The 15,725-nt window shown below is 50.3% G+C and carries 16 protein-coding genes; 6 read left to right on the forward strand and 10 right to left on the reverse strand.

Annotated elements, in window-relative coordinates:
- Positions 1 to 11: 11 nt before the first annotated feature.
- The 8 genes from hisG to GGC63_RS18160 form a co-directional block, all read right to left on the reverse strand.
- A complete protein-coding gene (gene hisG, locus GGC63_RS18125) occupies positions 12 to 650 on the reverse strand; it encodes an ATP phosphoribosyltransferase (RefSeq protein WP_079914633.1) in 639 nt (212 codons plus the stop codon).
- 12 nt (positions 651 to 662) lie between these two features.
- A complete protein-coding gene (locus GGC63_RS18130) occupies positions 663 to 1,862 on the reverse strand; it encodes an ATP phosphoribosyltransferase regulatory subunit (RefSeq protein WP_192703465.1) in 1,200 nt (399 codons plus the stop codon).
- Positions 1,863 to 2,157: 295 nt separating this feature from the next.
- Positions 2,158 to 2,916, reverse strand: coding sequence for a phosphoribosylformimino-5-aminoimidazole carboxamide ribotide isomerase (gene hisA / locus GGC63_RS18135; RefSeq protein WP_192703466.1), 759 nt, complete (start codon positions 2,914 to 2,916; stop codon positions 2,158 to 2,160).
- A complete protein-coding gene (locus tag GGC63_RS18140; protein ID WP_079914630.1) occupies positions 2,906 to 3,436 on the reverse strand; it encodes an acyltransferase in 531 nt (176 codons plus the stop codon). Before GGC63_RS18140 ends, hisA begins: the two co-directional genes overlap by 11 nt.
- Positions 3,420 to 4,085, reverse strand: coding sequence for a pyrophosphatase PpaX (ppaX, locus tag GGC63_RS18145; protein ID WP_079914629.1), 666 nt, complete (start codon positions 4,083 to 4,085; stop codon positions 3,420 to 3,422). Before ppaX ends, GGC63_RS18140 begins: the two co-directional genes overlap by 17 nt.
- A 52-nt stretch (positions 4,086 to 4,137) precedes the next feature.
- On the reverse strand, positions 4,138 to 5,142 hold the full coding sequence (lgt, locus tag GGC63_RS18150; RefSeq protein WP_192703467.1) for a prolipoprotein diacylglyceryl transferase: 1,005 nt from the start codon (positions 5,140 to 5,142) through the stop codon (positions 4,138 to 4,140).
- 37 nt (positions 5,143 to 5,179) lie between these two features.
- Entirely contained in the window at positions 5,180 to 6,121 is a 942-nt protein-coding gene (hprK, locus tag GGC63_RS18155; RefSeq protein ID WP_079914627.1) for an HPr(Ser) kinase/phosphatase, read from the reverse strand.
- 102 nt (positions 6,122 to 6,223) lie between these two features.
- Positions 6,224 to 7,174: a LysR family transcriptional regulator gene (locus GGC63_RS18160; protein WP_318781077.1), complete on the reverse strand. Its 951-nt coding sequence runs from the start codon at positions 7,172 to 7,174 to the stop codon at positions 6,224 to 6,226.
- A 153-nt stretch (positions 7,175 to 7,327) separates the two neighbouring features.
- Between GGC63_RS18160 and GGC63_RS18165 the strand changes: the two genes are divergently transcribed.
- Positions 7,328 to 8,374, forward strand: coding sequence for a YeiH family protein (locus tag GGC63_RS18165; RefSeq protein ID WP_192703468.1), 1,047 nt, complete (start codon positions 7,328 to 7,330; stop codon positions 8,372 to 8,374).
- 168 nt (positions 8,375 to 8,542) lie between these two features.
- Here the strand turns inward: GGC63_RS18165 and GGC63_RS18170 are convergent, their stop codons facing one another.
- The gene (locus GGC63_RS18170; protein WP_192703469.1) at positions 8,543 to 9,667 is read right to left on the reverse strand and encodes an ABC transporter ATP-binding protein; all 1,125 of its coding nucleotides are present in this window, start codon (positions 9,665 to 9,667) and stop codon (positions 8,543 to 8,545) included.
- A 92-nt stretch (positions 9,668 to 9,759) separates the two neighbouring features.
- Entirely contained in the window at positions 9,760 to 10,875 is a 1,116-nt protein-coding gene (locus tag GGC63_RS18175) for a PucR family transcriptional regulator (RefSeq protein ID WP_192703470.1), read from the reverse strand.
- Between the two features lie 237 nt (positions 10,876 to 11,112).
- Here GGC63_RS18175 and larA point away from each other — a divergent pair, with 237 nt between their 5' ends.
- The 5 genes from larA (at position 11,113) to GGC63_RS18200 (ending at position 15,375) form a co-directional block, all read left to right on the forward strand.
- Positions 11,113 to 12,378, forward strand: a complete 1,266-nt coding sequence (larA, locus tag GGC63_RS18180; RefSeq protein WP_192703503.1) for a nickel-dependent lactate racemase — start codon at positions 11,113 to 11,115, stop codon at positions 12,376 to 12,378.
- An 18-nt stretch (positions 12,379 to 12,396) separates the two neighbouring features.
- The gene (locus GGC63_RS18185) at positions 12,397 to 12,792 is read left to right on the forward strand and encodes a hypothetical protein (RefSeq protein ID WP_377739706.1); all 396 of its coding nucleotides are present in this window, start codon (positions 12,397 to 12,399) and stop codon (positions 12,790 to 12,792) included.
- A 5-nt stretch (positions 12,793 to 12,797) separates the two neighbouring features.
- Entirely contained in the window at positions 12,798 to 13,400 is a 603-nt protein-coding gene (locus GGC63_RS18190) for a gluconate 2-dehydrogenase subunit 3 family protein (protein ID WP_192703471.1), read from the forward strand.
- On the forward strand, positions 13,390 to 14,961 hold the full coding sequence (locus GGC63_RS18195) for a GMC family oxidoreductase (protein WP_192703472.1): 1,572 nt from the start codon (positions 13,390 to 13,392) through the stop codon (positions 14,959 to 14,961). Before GGC63_RS18190 ends, GGC63_RS18195 begins: the two co-directional genes overlap by 11 nt.
- Positions 14,962 to 15,069: 108 nt before the next feature.
- Positions 15,070 to 15,375: an MTH1187 family thiamine-binding protein gene (locus tag GGC63_RS18200; RefSeq protein WP_192703473.1), complete on the forward strand. Its 306-nt coding sequence runs from the start codon at positions 15,070 to 15,072 to the stop codon at positions 15,373 to 15,375.
- Positions 15,376 to 15,725: the final 350 nt, after the last annotated feature.

Genomic DNA, 15,725 nt, shown 5'->3' on the forward strand with positions numbered 1-15,725 from the left:
ATTTTCTTTCTCTACGCTTTTCCTGAGGCTGCCATCATTTGCTGCAGCTTATCGCACAAAACCTGAATCGCTTCATTCTTCATCCGGTAGCTGACACGATTGGCAATCAGCCTGCTCGTGATAGAGAAGATCTCCTCCTGCTCGACCAGTCCGTTCTCTCTAAGCGTTTGTCCGGTCTCCACCATATCCACGATACGGTCGGCCAGCCCAATAAGCGGAGCCAGCTCGATGGAGCCGTTCAGCTTGATCACTTCCACCTGCTGCCCGCGCTCGCGAAAATATTGCGAAGCCACATTCGGATATTTCGTGGCAACCCTCGGATTCAGTACCGGCTTCCAATCAGGAAGACCGATGACGGACATCCGGCACCTTGCAATGCCAAGATCCAGCAGCTCATACACATCGCGGTTCTCTTCCATCAGAACGTCCTTACCGACGACGCCGATATCCGCAACGCCATATTCCACGTACGTCGCTACATCGACCGGCTTGGCCATTATAAATTCCAGCCCCGCTTCCGGCACCGGAATGATGAGCTTGCGCGAATCATCCATATCGTCCTGAATCGGAAAGCCCGCTTCTCGGAACAGCTTGGAAGCCTGCTTATATATACGCCCTTTGGGCATCGCAACTTTCAATACATCCTGCATATCCATGCTCCTTTACCCAAACTCGATGACGTCTTGGTAGATAGCTCCGTTAACGGAGAACGTTCCATCATCTTTACGTACCGGCTGGAACTCGTTCAATCTGCCCGGGATCAACCGCGTTTCTACCATCGTACCGCCCTGCTGACGCATTTCGTGCGCTTTCTTGAACGCTTCCCCGCGTTTAGACGCGGTATATGCAATCAGCACCTTGGAAGGCGTTATAATCGGCTGTTTGCTCACAGCCTCGAGAATCCGGTTCGTCTTCAGAGCAAAGCCCGTTGCCGGAGCCGGACGGCCGAATTGGGTCAATAAGTTGTCGTATCTGCCTCCGCTGCAAACCGGAAATCCCAGATCTGCCGCGTAGCCCTCGAACGTCATTCCCGTATAATAGGAGAAGTCTCCGATCATGGTCAAATCGATGACTACATGCTCGCTAACACCGTAAGCCTCCAGTACATCCCACACCTCGCACAAGTGCTCGATGGATTGCTGCGCCATCGGATCGCGAGCCACCTGCTTGGCTTGAGCGCAGATTTCCTGACCCCCGCGCAAGCGCAGAATGCCTTCCAGATCCTGCTGTATGTCAGCTGAAAGCCCCAGGGATTTAATCGTATCCCGGTAGCCTACATAATCCCGATTGAGCAAGCATTCCTTTAATGCCTGCTGCGCTTCGCTTCTCTCTTTCAGCGTTTCATTAAATAATCCGGTCAAAAAGCCGACATGACCCAATGCGATTTTAAAGCGCTCTACCCCCGCCGCCTGTAAGCTCGCGATGGCAAGAGCAATAACCTCCGCATCGGATTCCGAGGAAGCGTCTCCTACCAGCTCCACGCCTGCCTGGAAAAACTCTGCGTCCCGCCCCGCTTCCGCTTCAAAAGCACGGAATACGTTAGCATGATAGGATAGCCGGATCGGAAAAGGCTTCTCCTTCAATAACGAGGATACAACCCGAGCGATCGGCGCCGTTACATCCGAACGCATAACCAGCGTCGTCCCGTTACGGTCCAGCAGCTTGAACAGCTTCCGATCCTCTGTCGAGCTGGCTACCCCTACTGTATCATAGAATTCCAGCGTCGGCGTAATAATTTCCGAATAACCCCAGCGCTCCATGCATTGCAGAACATTGGTTTCAATAGAGCGGAGTTTAGCTGCCGCCTCTGGAAGATAATCTTTAACTCCGGTCGGTTTTTCAAACACTTTTGGTTTCGACACCGATCTTCACCCGCCTAATAGTAACAGTCATCTTTTTTCAACGTATTCGCTTTAGTTCGCTAATATGCTACCATACTACCAAAATAAAGAATGTATTCGTAAGTGTACCACCGAACACCTGCGGCGTCAATGAATACACAGCAAAAATTGATGGAAAAAAGCCTTTGTCAGCGCACTTTTACAGAAGTACTTACTCGTAAGGCGAACTACCTTATACATGATGAAGCGGGACAATGCCAAACCACAACCGTCTGTCATTCAGCGGAACCGGCTTACTCCGGACATGGGATATGAATTATTGCTTATTGGAATAAGCCACTACATCTTTGTAGGACAGCTTCCCCCCGAAGATATCCAATGCGCTGCCTATAGTAAGATCCAGCTTTCCATCACAAAGCGACCGGAACAGCTCCATATCCTCCATAGACCTTGCTCCCCCCGCATACGTCGTAGGGATCGACACGCATTCGGCTAGATGACGGACCAGACTTTGCTGAATGCCGGACTGCTTGCCCTCTACATCCACCGCGTGAACGAGGAATTCATCACAAAACTGCTCCAAATAACGGATATTATCCGGACTCACTTCAAAATTACTGAACGTCTTCCACTGGTTGGTGACCACGTACCATTTGCCGTCTTTTTCCTTACAGCTTAAATCGATCACTAACCGGTCTTTCCCGACCTCTGACACGATGCTGTTCAGGTTGCCGGTATTCAACTCTCCGTCCCGGAAAATGTAGGAGGTGACGATAACATGCGATGCTCCCTGCTCCAAATAATAAGCCGCATTGTCCGATGTGATGCCGCCTCCGATCTGGAGCCCTCCTTCATACTGGCGCAGCGCTTTCACAGCCGCTTCTTCATTGCCGCCGCCCAGCATGATGACATGTCCGCCTAACAGCCGATCCTGCTTGAACATTTCGGCATAGTAAGCGGAATCATGCTCGGATACGAAATTTTCAACGACGCCCTGCTGACCTGCATTCAGCGTTTCCCCTACAATTTGCTTCACTTTCCCCTGATGAAGATCAATACATGGTCTAAACTTCATTCTTGTTCCCCGTCCCCTCTGTAGATTGTCCCTCTCTCACATCTTCGCGGATCACGCGCAGCGGATTTCCCGCGACAAAGCTGTACGCCGCTACATCCTTATGAACGACGGATCCCGCCCCAATCACCGCATGGTCACCGATTGTGACCCCCGGCAGTATTGTCGTGTTCGCTCCGATCATTACGTTCGACCCGATACGCACGGTGCCTATCCGGTATTCTTTAATCAAGTATTCATGCGTCAATATCGTAGTATTGTATCCGATAATAGAATTGCTGCCGACCTCGATTCGTTCAGGGAAGAATACATCCACCATAACCATTAACGCAAAGGAGGTATGCTCCCCCACCTTCATCCCAAGCACATGGCGGTAAATCCAGCGCTTAAAGGACAAGAAGGGTGCATACCGCGTCAATTGGATAAATATAAAATTGCGGACCGCCTTCCAAAAGCTGACGGTCCTGTACATTTGCCATAATGAATTCGGTCCTTCCACCGAAAATCTATCTGTTTGTCTCAAGCGAACTCTCCTCGATTCCTGCAATAGGAAGCAGTTCTCTTATATCGTCAATAATATAGGTCGGATTATATTGCTTTAAATAAGGGATTCCCTTCAAGGACCAGGCAACGCCTACAGCAGGGATTCCCGCATTATGAGCGGCCTCTAGATCATAGTGGCTGTCACCGACCATTAACGCTCCCGACGTATCGGAGCCAAGCTCCTTCAACGCCTTGCGTATTCCTTCCGGATCCGGCTTCGCGCGCTGCACTTCATCTACTGTTACAATCGCACCGAAATAATCGTAAATGCCGCAAAGCTTCAAGCCCATCTCCGTAGTCAGCCTTACTTTGCTCGTCACGACGCCCAGTTTGATGCCCGCGGCATGCAGACGTGCAAGCGTATCGCGAACATGCGGGAATTCCTTTACCAGTTCGTCATGCTTCTCGACGTTGAACTTCCGGTATTTCTGAACCAGGTCATCCACCGTATCTCTACCGGAGAAGAACTGCATTTGCTCTACAAGCGGCCTTCCCATATTGGGAATAATGTGCTCGCGGGTAACCGGCTCTTTCGTTACGCCTTCAAACGTATGCAAAAACGATTGAATGATCAGCTCATTCGTATCGAGTATCGTTCCATCGAGGTCAAATAACATCGTATGAATCATAAATTAAGCTCCTTTATCATGCTGTTCGGGTAGAGAGAGTTTCGGCTCTCTCTTAATGGTCTGTGGTAGGGTCCGACGGCTTAGCGGAAGCGGATGATTCCACAGTATCCTTAGGGCCGCCAGACGGATGCTCTTGAGTATCCTTTCCCTTCACTCGCTCGATAGGATCGGAATAGCGGGCCAATGCCGCCCCGGTCTTTCTGCGAACGAACATCAGAATGAAGGCTGCAATAACAATCAGCACGGCCAATAGCTGCGAAATTCTAACATTGCCGCCGTACGTCATGTATCCGGGCTCGAAGCCCATCCATGTCATCGGCGCCCACAAACCGTTCATCAAAGAAGCCAGCCATTCCGGACCCGTGAAGTCCAGACTATCCGTTCTCAGGCCTTCCACGAAGAAACGGCCGATGGAATACCAGATGAAATAGCTCATAAACAACTCCCCCGCACGCAGGAAAGACCTTCTGCGCAGGATAAGGAGCAACACCAGCCCTACAATATTCCATAGTGACTCATACAAGAAAGTAGGGTGGTAGAACTGTCCGTCAATGAACATTTGATTCACAATGAAATCCGGCAGATGAAGCGAGTTCCTCAAGAAAGTCTCGCTGACAGGCCCGCCGTGAGCTTCCTGGTTCATAAAGTTGCCCCAGCGTCCGATCGCTTGTCCGACGATTAACCCGGGAGCGCAAATATCGGCAATGCGCCAGAACGAGTATCCTTTTCTCCGGACATAAATAAGGGCTGCTATGATCGCTCCTATCAGAGCACCATATATGGCGATCCCGCCATGCCATACTTTAATAATTTCCGATAAATTATCTCTGTAATCTTCCCATTTGAACGCTACATAATAAATCCGGGCCCCGATAATGGCTGAAGGAACGCCTATCAGCACCAAATCCATGAAAAAATCCGGATTCATTCCGAACCGTTTGCCTTCCTGAATAGCCAACAGAAGTCCGACGAGAGCCGCCGTACCCAGAATAATCCCGTACCAATGTACCTGCAGAGATCCTATGCCGAACGCGATAGGATTAATTGCCAGCAGCATGTTGCTCCTCCTTCATAAGAATGACTCAGCATTCTAATTATTCCATATCGTCGATATCTTCCGACAACGATTCGGTCAGCTTGTTCGTGAACTGAAGCGCTGCGTTATAGCCCATCCGTTTCAGACGGAAGTTCATCGCCGCCACTTCAATAATGACCGCCAGGTTACGTCCCGGACGAACCGGAATGGTAACCAGAGGAACGTCGGTGTCAATAATGCGGGTCGTTTCCTCATCCAGACCAAGACGATCGTATTGCTTCTCCTGCTGCCAAGTCTCCAGCTTGACAACAACGGAGATCTTCTTCACGTTACGAACCGCCCCTGCGCCGAACAGGGTCATAACGTTAATAATACCGACACCGCGGATTTCAAGCAGATGGCGGATCAGCTCAGGCGCATTTCCGTTAAGTACATGGTCCGCCGTCTGGCGAATTTCTACCGCATCGTCCGCAATCAAACGATGTCCCCGCTTAACAAGCTCCAGAGCCGTTTCGCTCTTACCGATACCGCTGCTGCCGGAAATCAGCATCCCGATACCGTAAACGTCTACAAGAACGCCGTGAATCGTTGTAGAAGGGGCCAATTTATTTTCCAGAAACCCCGTAATGCGGCTTGCCAGGATGGTGGTCGACACTTTGGTACGAAGCACCGGAATATTGCAATCATTGGCAGCAGCCAATAGCTCGATTGGAACATCCAGCCCGCGGCTGATCAAAATACAAGGTGTATCCTCCGGCTCGCACAGCTTTCTCATCCGGGTCATTCGGTCATCCGAAGTTAAACCGTCAAAGAAGGTCAGCTCCGTTTTCCCGAGAATCTGCACCCGTTCTGTCGGATGGAATTCGTAAAAGCCCGCCATAACCAGCCCGGGGCGATATAAGTCAGCGACAGTAATGGGACGTTTAAGACCGCCCTCACCGCAAATCACTTCGAGGTGAAACTCTTCAACCAAGTCAGATACTTTTACTTTTCTAGGCATCTTTGTTCCGTCTCCTTCGTTTTCCCAATAATCCCATCGTATAAAAAATACAAGCATAAATCAACAAGCTTTGGGATTTCATCTATGGAAGATTTAACGCTGCTATCCTTGAAATTGTCTAAGCTTTTGAATAAACATTTTGGCTGCCATCGTTTCTACGGCCGACCTTTTGTCCTGCAGAAGCCTAAAATCCCGGAGCAGCCGGGTCTGTTTCACCGGAATGCTGCATAATTCCCCTGTCTCCAGCTCCTTGCGTACGACAAGCCTGGACAGCATGGCAACCCCGAGACCTGCGACAACGGCTTCCTTTACCCCTTGACTGCTGCTGAATACGTAGGAGCGCCTCATTCTGATGCCCGATTTCTCCATGAACTGATCGCTGAACGCTCTTGTTCCCGATCCGGGTTCCCTCAAGACCCATACATGATCCTGGAGCATCTCGATATCGACGGCTTTTTTCACGGCACATAACGGGTGGTCCGCCGGAGCGACAAGAACCAACTCATCTTCCATAAAAGGGGGCTGCAGTTCAATTTCGGCATGTTCCACTTTCCCTTCAACCAGACCAATATCCAGTTCATGGGAACGAACCGCTTGGGCAATTTCCTCGGTATTCCCGATCGTCACGCTAATATCGATTTGCGGGTACTGAGCTGTGAATTCCGCCAAAAACCGGGGCAGCACATATTCCCCGATCGTCAGGCTCGCTCCTATCTTCAACGTTCCGGCCACCTCATCGCGCAATTGGCGTATGGCTTCCTTCGCCGAATCATAGAGGGCCAGCATTTGCTTGGCCTGTTGATACAATATCTCCCCCGCTTCCGTAACCTTTACCTGTTTGGAGGAGCGGTGAACAAGCTTGGCGCCGAATTCATTTTCCAAATTGCGTATATGCAGACTGACCCCTGGCTGAGAAAGATTCAGCATTTCAGCGGCCCGTGAGAAATGGCTCTGTTCTACTACCATGACGAACACTCTTAATGTATCTACAATCATAACCTGCTCCTTCGCTGTCTGCCCTGCCTGCAAAGCTAATCCTGCTGTAATCCCCATTGTATCCTTTTCATTCCAACGGAACAATCCCGTATAGTCCGCGCTTGAAGCATAACAATAACTAATCCTACGCATAGCATATCGGTATTTCACTTTTCATTCTGCTCATCTTATAGTTAGAGGCAAGTTAAAGAAAAAGGAGTCGATAGTACCATGAGTCAAGCACAGGCGCTTTCCTCGCAAAAACAAAGCAAACCGTGGGTCGGTTTCCTCATAGGCATCGCTTTAACCTTGCTGATTGCATTGGCTGCGAAATATTTGTCCGGCTTTCCGTTCCTGAGCATTATGGGTCAGCTGGTCATTGCCATATTACTAGGCATCATTTGGAGGGCATCCATTGGCGTGCCGGCCAGGGCTGCTGCAGGAACCCAGTTTTCCAGCAAAAAGCTGCTCAGGCTAGGCATAATCCTCCTGGGGATGCGTCTCAACCTGGTGGATATTGTTCACGCCGGACCGAAAGTATTTGTACTGGCCGTTATCGTCATCGTGTTTACGCTGAGTGTCGTCTATGGACTGACCCGTCTGTTTAAGGTAGAAAAAGGGCTGGGCATTTTGACGGCCTGCGGAACCGCAATTTGCGGGGCTGCCGCCGTCGTCGCCATAGCGCCTCAAATTAAAGCCAGAGATGAAGAAACGGCCATAGGCGCTGCCATCGTAGCTATTCTGGGTACGATATTTACTCTGCTCTATACGTTCCTGTTCCCTGTGCTGGGTCTTTCCCCTCTGGGTTACGGAGTGTTCTCAGGAGCTACCCTTCACGAAATTGCCCACGTTATTGCCGCCGCTGCGCCGGGGGGGAACGATGCGGTAGATATGGCGGTTATCGTTAAGCTCACCCGTGTCGCGCTTCTTGTTCCTGTAGCCATTGTCATCGGCATTTGGGCCAATCGTTCCCAGCGCAAGGAAGGGACGGGTTCAGCCCCAGCCTCGTGGAAATCCATCCCGATTCCCTGGTTCATTCTCGGGTTCCTCATTGTTAGCGGGATCCATTCGCTTAGTATCGTTACGGAAGCTGCAGCAAGCGCTCTGGTTACGGCTGCTTATATGCTTATCGCAATGGCCATGGCCGGACTCGGTCTGGGTGTCGATCTTGCCGCATTCCGCCGACTGGGCATGAAGTCCTTCGCCGCAGGGCTTATCGGCTCCGTATTGCTATCCGGATTAGGCTTTGCGATGGTGCATCTGCTCCACTTAGCCTAGAGAATGAGCCTTCGCTTTAAGGCTCCCTAATTAGCTCCTCTTGCTCTGCAAGGGGGCTTTTTTTGTGCCCTTTGCATCCTTCGGCCGATCCTTTGCGGGGGTCCTGGCAAACGACAAGCAATACCAAAAAAGGACCAGCCATTACGACTGGTCCTCAGTTTATATCAATTAGTTGTTTACAAGGATAGACAAAGTAGTTTGTGGATCGAAGAAGTGAACTTTGTTCATATCGATCGCCAACTTCACGTTTGTGCCTTCTTTGACGCTTGCACGGCCGTCAACACGAGCTACGACGCTGTTTTTGCCAATGCCGTTCAAGTGCAATAGCATTTCGTGACCCAAATTCTCGGAAACCTCGATGTGAGCGTTCACGATAGTGTTAGGGGAAGCTTCCAGGAATACCGGCTCTTCATGGAAATCCTCTGGACGAACACCCATAACCACTTCTTTACCGATGTAGCCTTTTTCGCGAAGCAATTTTGCTTTGCCTTCTGGAACTTCGACGCTAACGCCGTTAGCTTTGAAGTAGACGCTGCCGCCTTGCTCCGCCAAAGAACCAGGAACAAAGTTCATGGATGGAGATCCGATGAAGCCTGCAACGAACATATTCAACGGGAAGTTGTAAATTTCTTCCGGTGTAGCCGCTTGTTGAATGATCCCTTTATCCATAACGACGATACGATCGCCCATGGTCATAGCTTCTGTTTGGTCATGCGTTACGTAGATAATAGTTGTTTCAAGGCGTTTGTGCAATTTGCCGATTTCAGCACGCATCTGTACGCGCAATTTAGCATCCAGGTTGGACAACGGCTCATCCATCAAGAACACTTGCGGTTCACGAACGATCGCACGGCCCAAGGCAACCCGCTGACGTTGACCACCGGAAAGAGCTTTTGGCTTACGATCCAGCAAATGCTCGATGTCAAGAATTTTTGCAGCTTCGCGTACGCGAGCTTCGATGTCGGCTTTTTTGAACTTACGAAGCTTCAAACCGAAAGCCATGTTTTGATACACGTTCATATGTGGATACAAAGCGTAAGATTGGAATACCATCGCGATGTCGCGGTCTTTAGGTGCAACATCGTTTACCAAACGGTCGCCAATGTAAAGTTCGCCTTCAGTGATCTCTTCCAAACCTGCAATCATACGAAGAGTTGTGGACTTACCGCAACCGGATGCGCCTACAAGAACCAAGAACTCTTTATCTTTGATTTCAAGATGGAAATCTTTCACTGTCGCTTCTTCAGCACCTGCGTATCTTTTAACGATGTGGTTTAAACGTACACCTGCCATGGTTTATTCCCCCTACGAATTTTAGTATCAAGTTATATTGTTATCTTACCGTAGGAATGGTTTTGTGACTATGCACAATCTTCACAAAAAAATCACTTTCTTTTCGTTACTTTGTACAATAGCAATGCGATCTTGACCAAAACCGCGTCGTTAAAGGTCCGGACATCCAGTCCAGTCTCCTGCTTGAACTTGTCCAATCGATATAATAACGTATTCCGGTGAATATAGAGCTTCTTGGCCGTTTCGCTGACATTGCAGTCCAATTGAAAAAACTGCTCCAGCGTCGTCATCGTCTCCGCATCGAGAACCGCATCCAGCCGCTTCAGCACGCGTTCGAGGAAGCTCGCCTTCTCCCCTTCGGGGATCAGGTTAATCAGCTTCTCCAGCTGCAGCATCCATGGAAGATGCATATTACTGCCCATGTGGTAAGTACGGCCGAGCATCATCGTTTCTCTTAGCTGCAGCACCGTAGCGTAGAGAGATTTGGACGGCATAATCGGATAGTGAATGGCCAGGTGGCAGTCGCCGACCCATTCGTTTTCGAGCATTTCATGGAGGCCGTAACCGATAGCGGCGAGTGTATCCTCCAGGCTATCCTCCTCGCCATAATCCCGTTCGTCGCTGGTATCCATCGTCAGCATTTTTTCCGAACCGAGAATAAGCCATTCCTTGTCCATTAACGGAATAAGCACGATCTCCGAATCAAAGAACGACTCCAGCAGCTTCTTGAGCTCCTGGTAGCTGACTCTCCTGGACTGTGAATAGTCCCCGTACAGCAGAAGCGGAATTTTAGTAGAGTATAAAGATAATTGCGATACCAGCGTGTCCGGCATCTCTGCATTGGTCAAGCCCAAATCCTGCTGCTGCTTGAACCAGTCGCGGACCATTCCTGCCCTGCGCTCTTCTTCGCTGATAGAAAGGACCGGCTTCTTCTCCTGCATCCGGTTAGACTCCAGCATCAGCTCGATCAGCCGGCGCTCCGCCTGATTCACCCGGTTCGCTTCAATGCTTAGCACGATGGCATCCGCATGATCCTTATTCAGCAAAAAGATGAGCTGCTGTTCCTTCTGCAAGCTTTTGGGCGGCGCTCCTTTGCCGAGAGCCTCTGTATCCGCCTCACGGAGCCATTGCTCCCATGTCCATCTTGTCAACCTTACGGGTGCATCAAATATTTGTTCAAGCTGCTGCCTTAACGGTTCCCAGTCCATACCCGAACTCCCAACGTAAGTGTATTTATCTATATACCTTCATCATAGCAAAAAAAAGCACAGCATAAAACCAAAATTGCTTCACCGATCCCCGGCATCCGCAAAGCCTGCTTATCCCCCTCCCAAAGCAAGTCACAACCCAATCAGTTGACTGAAAATAGTATCGGTTTCGCAGGATATTTTCGTACGGTTTGGTAATAATTGAACTGTTCGAATCTCGACTAGGGGGCCGCCGCAATTTTCCATTTACCTTATGGCAAGACGACCATACCTCTTTCAGTACCCGAGGGCCTGCCGGCGGATATCATCACGTACCGGGCAGACCAAACCGAGGAGAAGCAACTTTCGTCCCGGAACCGGATTCTTCAAGCACTGTCCCAGCCCATCGGGTCACCGAGGCTCTCCGAGCTTGCGGCAGGGCGTCATAGCGCCGTTATTATCATTAGTGACGGAACCAGGCTTAGTCCGAGTCATCTGCTTCTTCCTCCGCTATTGGAGGAGTTGAACCAAGCGGGCATCCCGGACCCATCGATTGATATTATCATTGCCCTGGGCATGCATAGGAAGCATACGCGGGAAGAAATGGAGCAGCTCGTAGGGCCGGCCGTCTACAAGCGGATCCGGGTTCACAACCACTCGGCCGCAGCCGAGGACTGTATTCGACTTGGAACCACCTCCTTCGGGACGCCGATTGAAATCAACCGGCTGGCCGTCAAGGCCGATCTTCGAATCGCAACCGGTAATATGGAGCCGCACGCTTTGGCGGGAATATCGGGCGGAATCAAAGCCGTCGTACCGGGAATCGCCTCCAGAAGTTGCATTGAGCATAACCATAGCTTATCGCAGCAATTCAAGGCAGTTCCAGGTCATCCTGACAATCCGATTCATCAAGATATGGAGGAAGCACTCCGCTTTATTACGGTCGATTTTATGCTTAATGTCGTTGTCGACCATGAGAAGCATGTGCTGGAGGCCGCAGCAGGCCACATTACGGCAGCACACAAAGCGTTAATCAGCCAAGCTGCATCCCGTTTCGTGGTCCCTGTTAAGCAAACCTACGACCTTACGGTGGTCTCTCCAGGCGGGCATCCCAAAGATCTCCAGCTGTATCAAGCCATCAAGGCGCTTCGTAATGCATCGGCTCTAACGAGAACGGGCGGAACGATTATTATGGCGGCGGAATGCCCGGAAATGTTCGGGAACGGCATCTTTCAATTCTGGGTAGAGACGATGAAGGACCGCCAAACCATGGTAGATCAACTGAAGCGGGAGTTTCAGCTGGGCGCTCATAAAATCCTTCATTTGGACGAGGTTTTGACCAAACAGCGCGTTTACCTTTATTCGGCGCTGCCCCGTCCTATTGTAAATCTGCTGGGCCTCTTGCCTGTGGACGATTTACAAGCCGCTTTTAACGAATCGATTTCCGGACAAGGCAAATCCATTGCCCTAATGCCGTACGGCTCTCTAACCTACCCTCAACTGCCTAAAAAACTAACCGTATGACGAATGGAGGAAGCCCCATTGCAGCATTGGACCTACTGGACATTGGACCGCATGGTCATTTTATTTGTCGGGATTGCCTTTATAGCAATCGGCGCTCAAGTAACCCTGTCCCATTACCGGCAAAATTTCCATCACAAATCCATGTGGCTGCCTGTTATCTCCGCCCCTATATTCAGTCTCGCCGGTATTGTGCTTGCCCTTGTCCGGCTGGAGTGGCTTTTCTACCTGTTTACCCTTCTGATGTGGGTGGGTGTTGTCATCGGTACCGTAGGCTTCTATTTTCATTTTCACGGTGTCGGTGTCAGAGTCGGAGGGTATAAAATGCGCAACTTCCTGGCCGGTCCTCCCGTCATTCTGCCCGTTTTGTTTATCGCCATGTGTGCTCTTGGCCTACTAGTCATGTATTGGAGGTAGCTTGTATGAACCCGAACCTAAGCCGTTACCCTACGTACGACGTCATGTCCGCACAGCACGAATGGGATCAGCATACCCGCACCATTGTCAATGAAAGGCTTCATACCGGCGGGGACTATCTGTTTTTGTCCGTAACCGAAGCGGAAATACTCCGAAGCTGGTGCTCCCTTCTTATGGATGACGCAAGAGGAGAAATCATACAGTATGTCATTGAGCATATCGACCATACCTTATCAGCAGGCATAGAAAGCGAACGTAAATCTGACGTTCCCCACGCTGCGGCGCTCATTAGAGCGGGACTGGGGGGGCTTGATGACTCTTGCCAGATTCTTTATACGGAACGATTCTTTCATTTGGATACCGAACGGCAGCTTCAGATCATGACCTCCATCAGTGAAAATGACGCCTTGCCGCACGATACATGGAAGACTATTCCTCAAAGCGTTTTTTTTCAGAAGCTGCTGCGCTTGACTACGGAAGCCTATTATTCCCACCCCCGTGTTTGGTCGGATATTGGGTATGGAGGACCCGCTTATCCTCGGGGATACGTACGTATGCATCCCGGGCAGCTGGACCCATGGGAGGCGAAGCCCAAAAATGAAGCGTAAATATGAAGGACAAGAAGTCGATGTTGTCATCGTCGGTGCCGGAGCTGCCGGAGGCGTGCTGGCCAAGGAGCTCAGCGAAGCCGGAATGAGTGTAGTCGTGCTGGATGCCGGGCCTTTCCTTGATCCGCAGCATGACTTTGCCAGTGACGAGCTGTCCATGCAGCGGCTTGGCTGGCAGGATACCCGAATCGTCGCAGGCGATAACCCGCTGCAGATGGGACATAATAACTCGGGCAGAGGGGTCGGAGGGGGGACCGTCCATTTTACAGGTGTGTTCCTAAGGTTCCACGATACAGACTTCCTGGCCCGAACGCGAGACGGCGTAGCGGAAGATTGGCCCATCCGTTATGAAGATCTGGCGCCTTATTACGACAAGATCGAAAAGGAAATTGCAGTGGCCGGTCCCAGACATTTTCCATGGGGGAATTTTCACGGACCTTACCCTTATCCCGAACGGGATAGATTAAGCCCCAACGCTTTCATGTTCCAAAAAGGGTGTGAAAAGCTGGGCATCCGTTCTACGGTTACCCCTCTGGCTATTCTTTCAGCGCCGTTTGAGGACAGACCGCCTTGCATCAATCGCGGCTTTTGCAACCAAGGATGTATGCCGAACGCCAAATTCAGCACTCTCATCGTACATATTCCCAAAGCGATCCGTGCCGGCGCCGAGGTGCTCGCCGATTGCATGGTGACCCAAGTCCTGATGAAGCCCGACGGAAAAGCGGCAGGCGTTACGTTTATTCATAACGGGGTAACGTATGAGCAAAAGGCGAAACTGGTCATCCTCTCGGCCTATGTAGTGGAGACGCCGCGGCTTCTTTTGAATTCTGCAAACAGCCGGTTTCCCGATGGCCTGGCCAATAGCAGCGGTTGGGTGGGCAAAGCTATTATGACCCATAGCAGCCATGACGTGTATGCAAAGTTCAAGGAGGATATCCGGCTGTACAAAGGAACCCCGGTCTTGGCCAGTACGCAGGACTTTTATGAAACATCGCCTGATCATGACTTCGTCAGAGGCTACACGCTTCACTCTCACGGGGCGAGACCGGTCAGCTTCGCTCAAGGCGTCACTCAATCATCGAGCACTCCGGTTTGGGGATCACGGCTGCGCCAAATCATGCTTGATTATAATTATTACGGCCGAGCCACCATGGTCGGCGAAGTGCTTCCCCATCCGGACAACCGTGTAACCTTAAGCGATGAGCTGGACTCATACGGGCTCCCAAGAGCCAAGGTCACCTTCAGCTATGGCGAAAATGATCAACGGCTCATCCAACACGCAGTTCAGAAGATGAAGGATATTTTAGAAGCGGCAGGAGGTCTGCCTGAAATGACCGTTTCCGATACCGCTCATTTGATGGGAGGCTGCCGGATGGGCAACGACCCGCAGGAATCGGTTGTGAATTCGTTTGGCCAAACCCATGATATTTCAAATCTCTTTGTCTGCGACGCCAGCATATTCGTTACCTCCGGGGCGGGGAACCCGACGAATACCGTAATGGCTCTAGCGGCGCGAACCGCAGATTACATCCGCAACCAAGCTGCCCGCTTGGAGCTGTAAGAAGCCTCTTGCCTCCATCCGGGGGAAAGAGGTTTTTATTTGATGCTTCCTGACATAAGCGATACAATGAGAGACAAACCTAATTTTCAATCAATGGAGGAAGCTTTCATGGCTATTGTTGAATTAACCATTATCCCCATAGGCACTGCAACGACCAGCTTAAGTCAATATGTTGCGGATATTCAAAAGGTTCTGGAACAGGCCAGCGAACCTATTCATTACGAAATGACCTCGATGAGCACCATTATCGAAGGGGAGCTCGACGATTTGATGACCGTTATCCACCGCCTTCATGAGGTTCCTTTCAGCCACGGTGCTGAACGTGTATCTACGTCCATCAAAATCGATGACCGGCGGGATAAAAAGGCATCTATGGAGCAAAAACTAAAATCGGTCGCAGAGAAAATGAAATGAGTTATTACCTGAACCTTGGATTCTGTTTCAGGTACTTTCTTTAGTAGTGATCCCAAAAATTTAGAACGATAGCAATGCCATAATAGCAGTATGAACAAAATCAGTGGTGCTTCTGCCACGACGGCATAGAAGTCTATAAAACCAAAAAAGCGAGGCCCAAGAGGCCAATATCATTAAGTTACGTTTAGAGACAAGACTGGGAATAAAAAATGGAATCTAAAACGGCGTGGGAAAAGCCCTGTGCCGTTTTTTTTATGTGCAAGCAAGGAAAAAAGCGTACAGCAAACAAAGCGGATGGAATATCCGCTTAAAAAAATGTTCATGTGAGCCGAATTATGCTACTCTATAGA

It is taken from the genome of Paenibacillus sp. OAS669 (genome assembly GCF_014873645.1).
Taxonomy (GTDB): Bacteria; Bacillota; Bacilli; order Paenibacillales; family NBRC-103111; genus Paenibacillus_S; species Paenibacillus_S vulneris.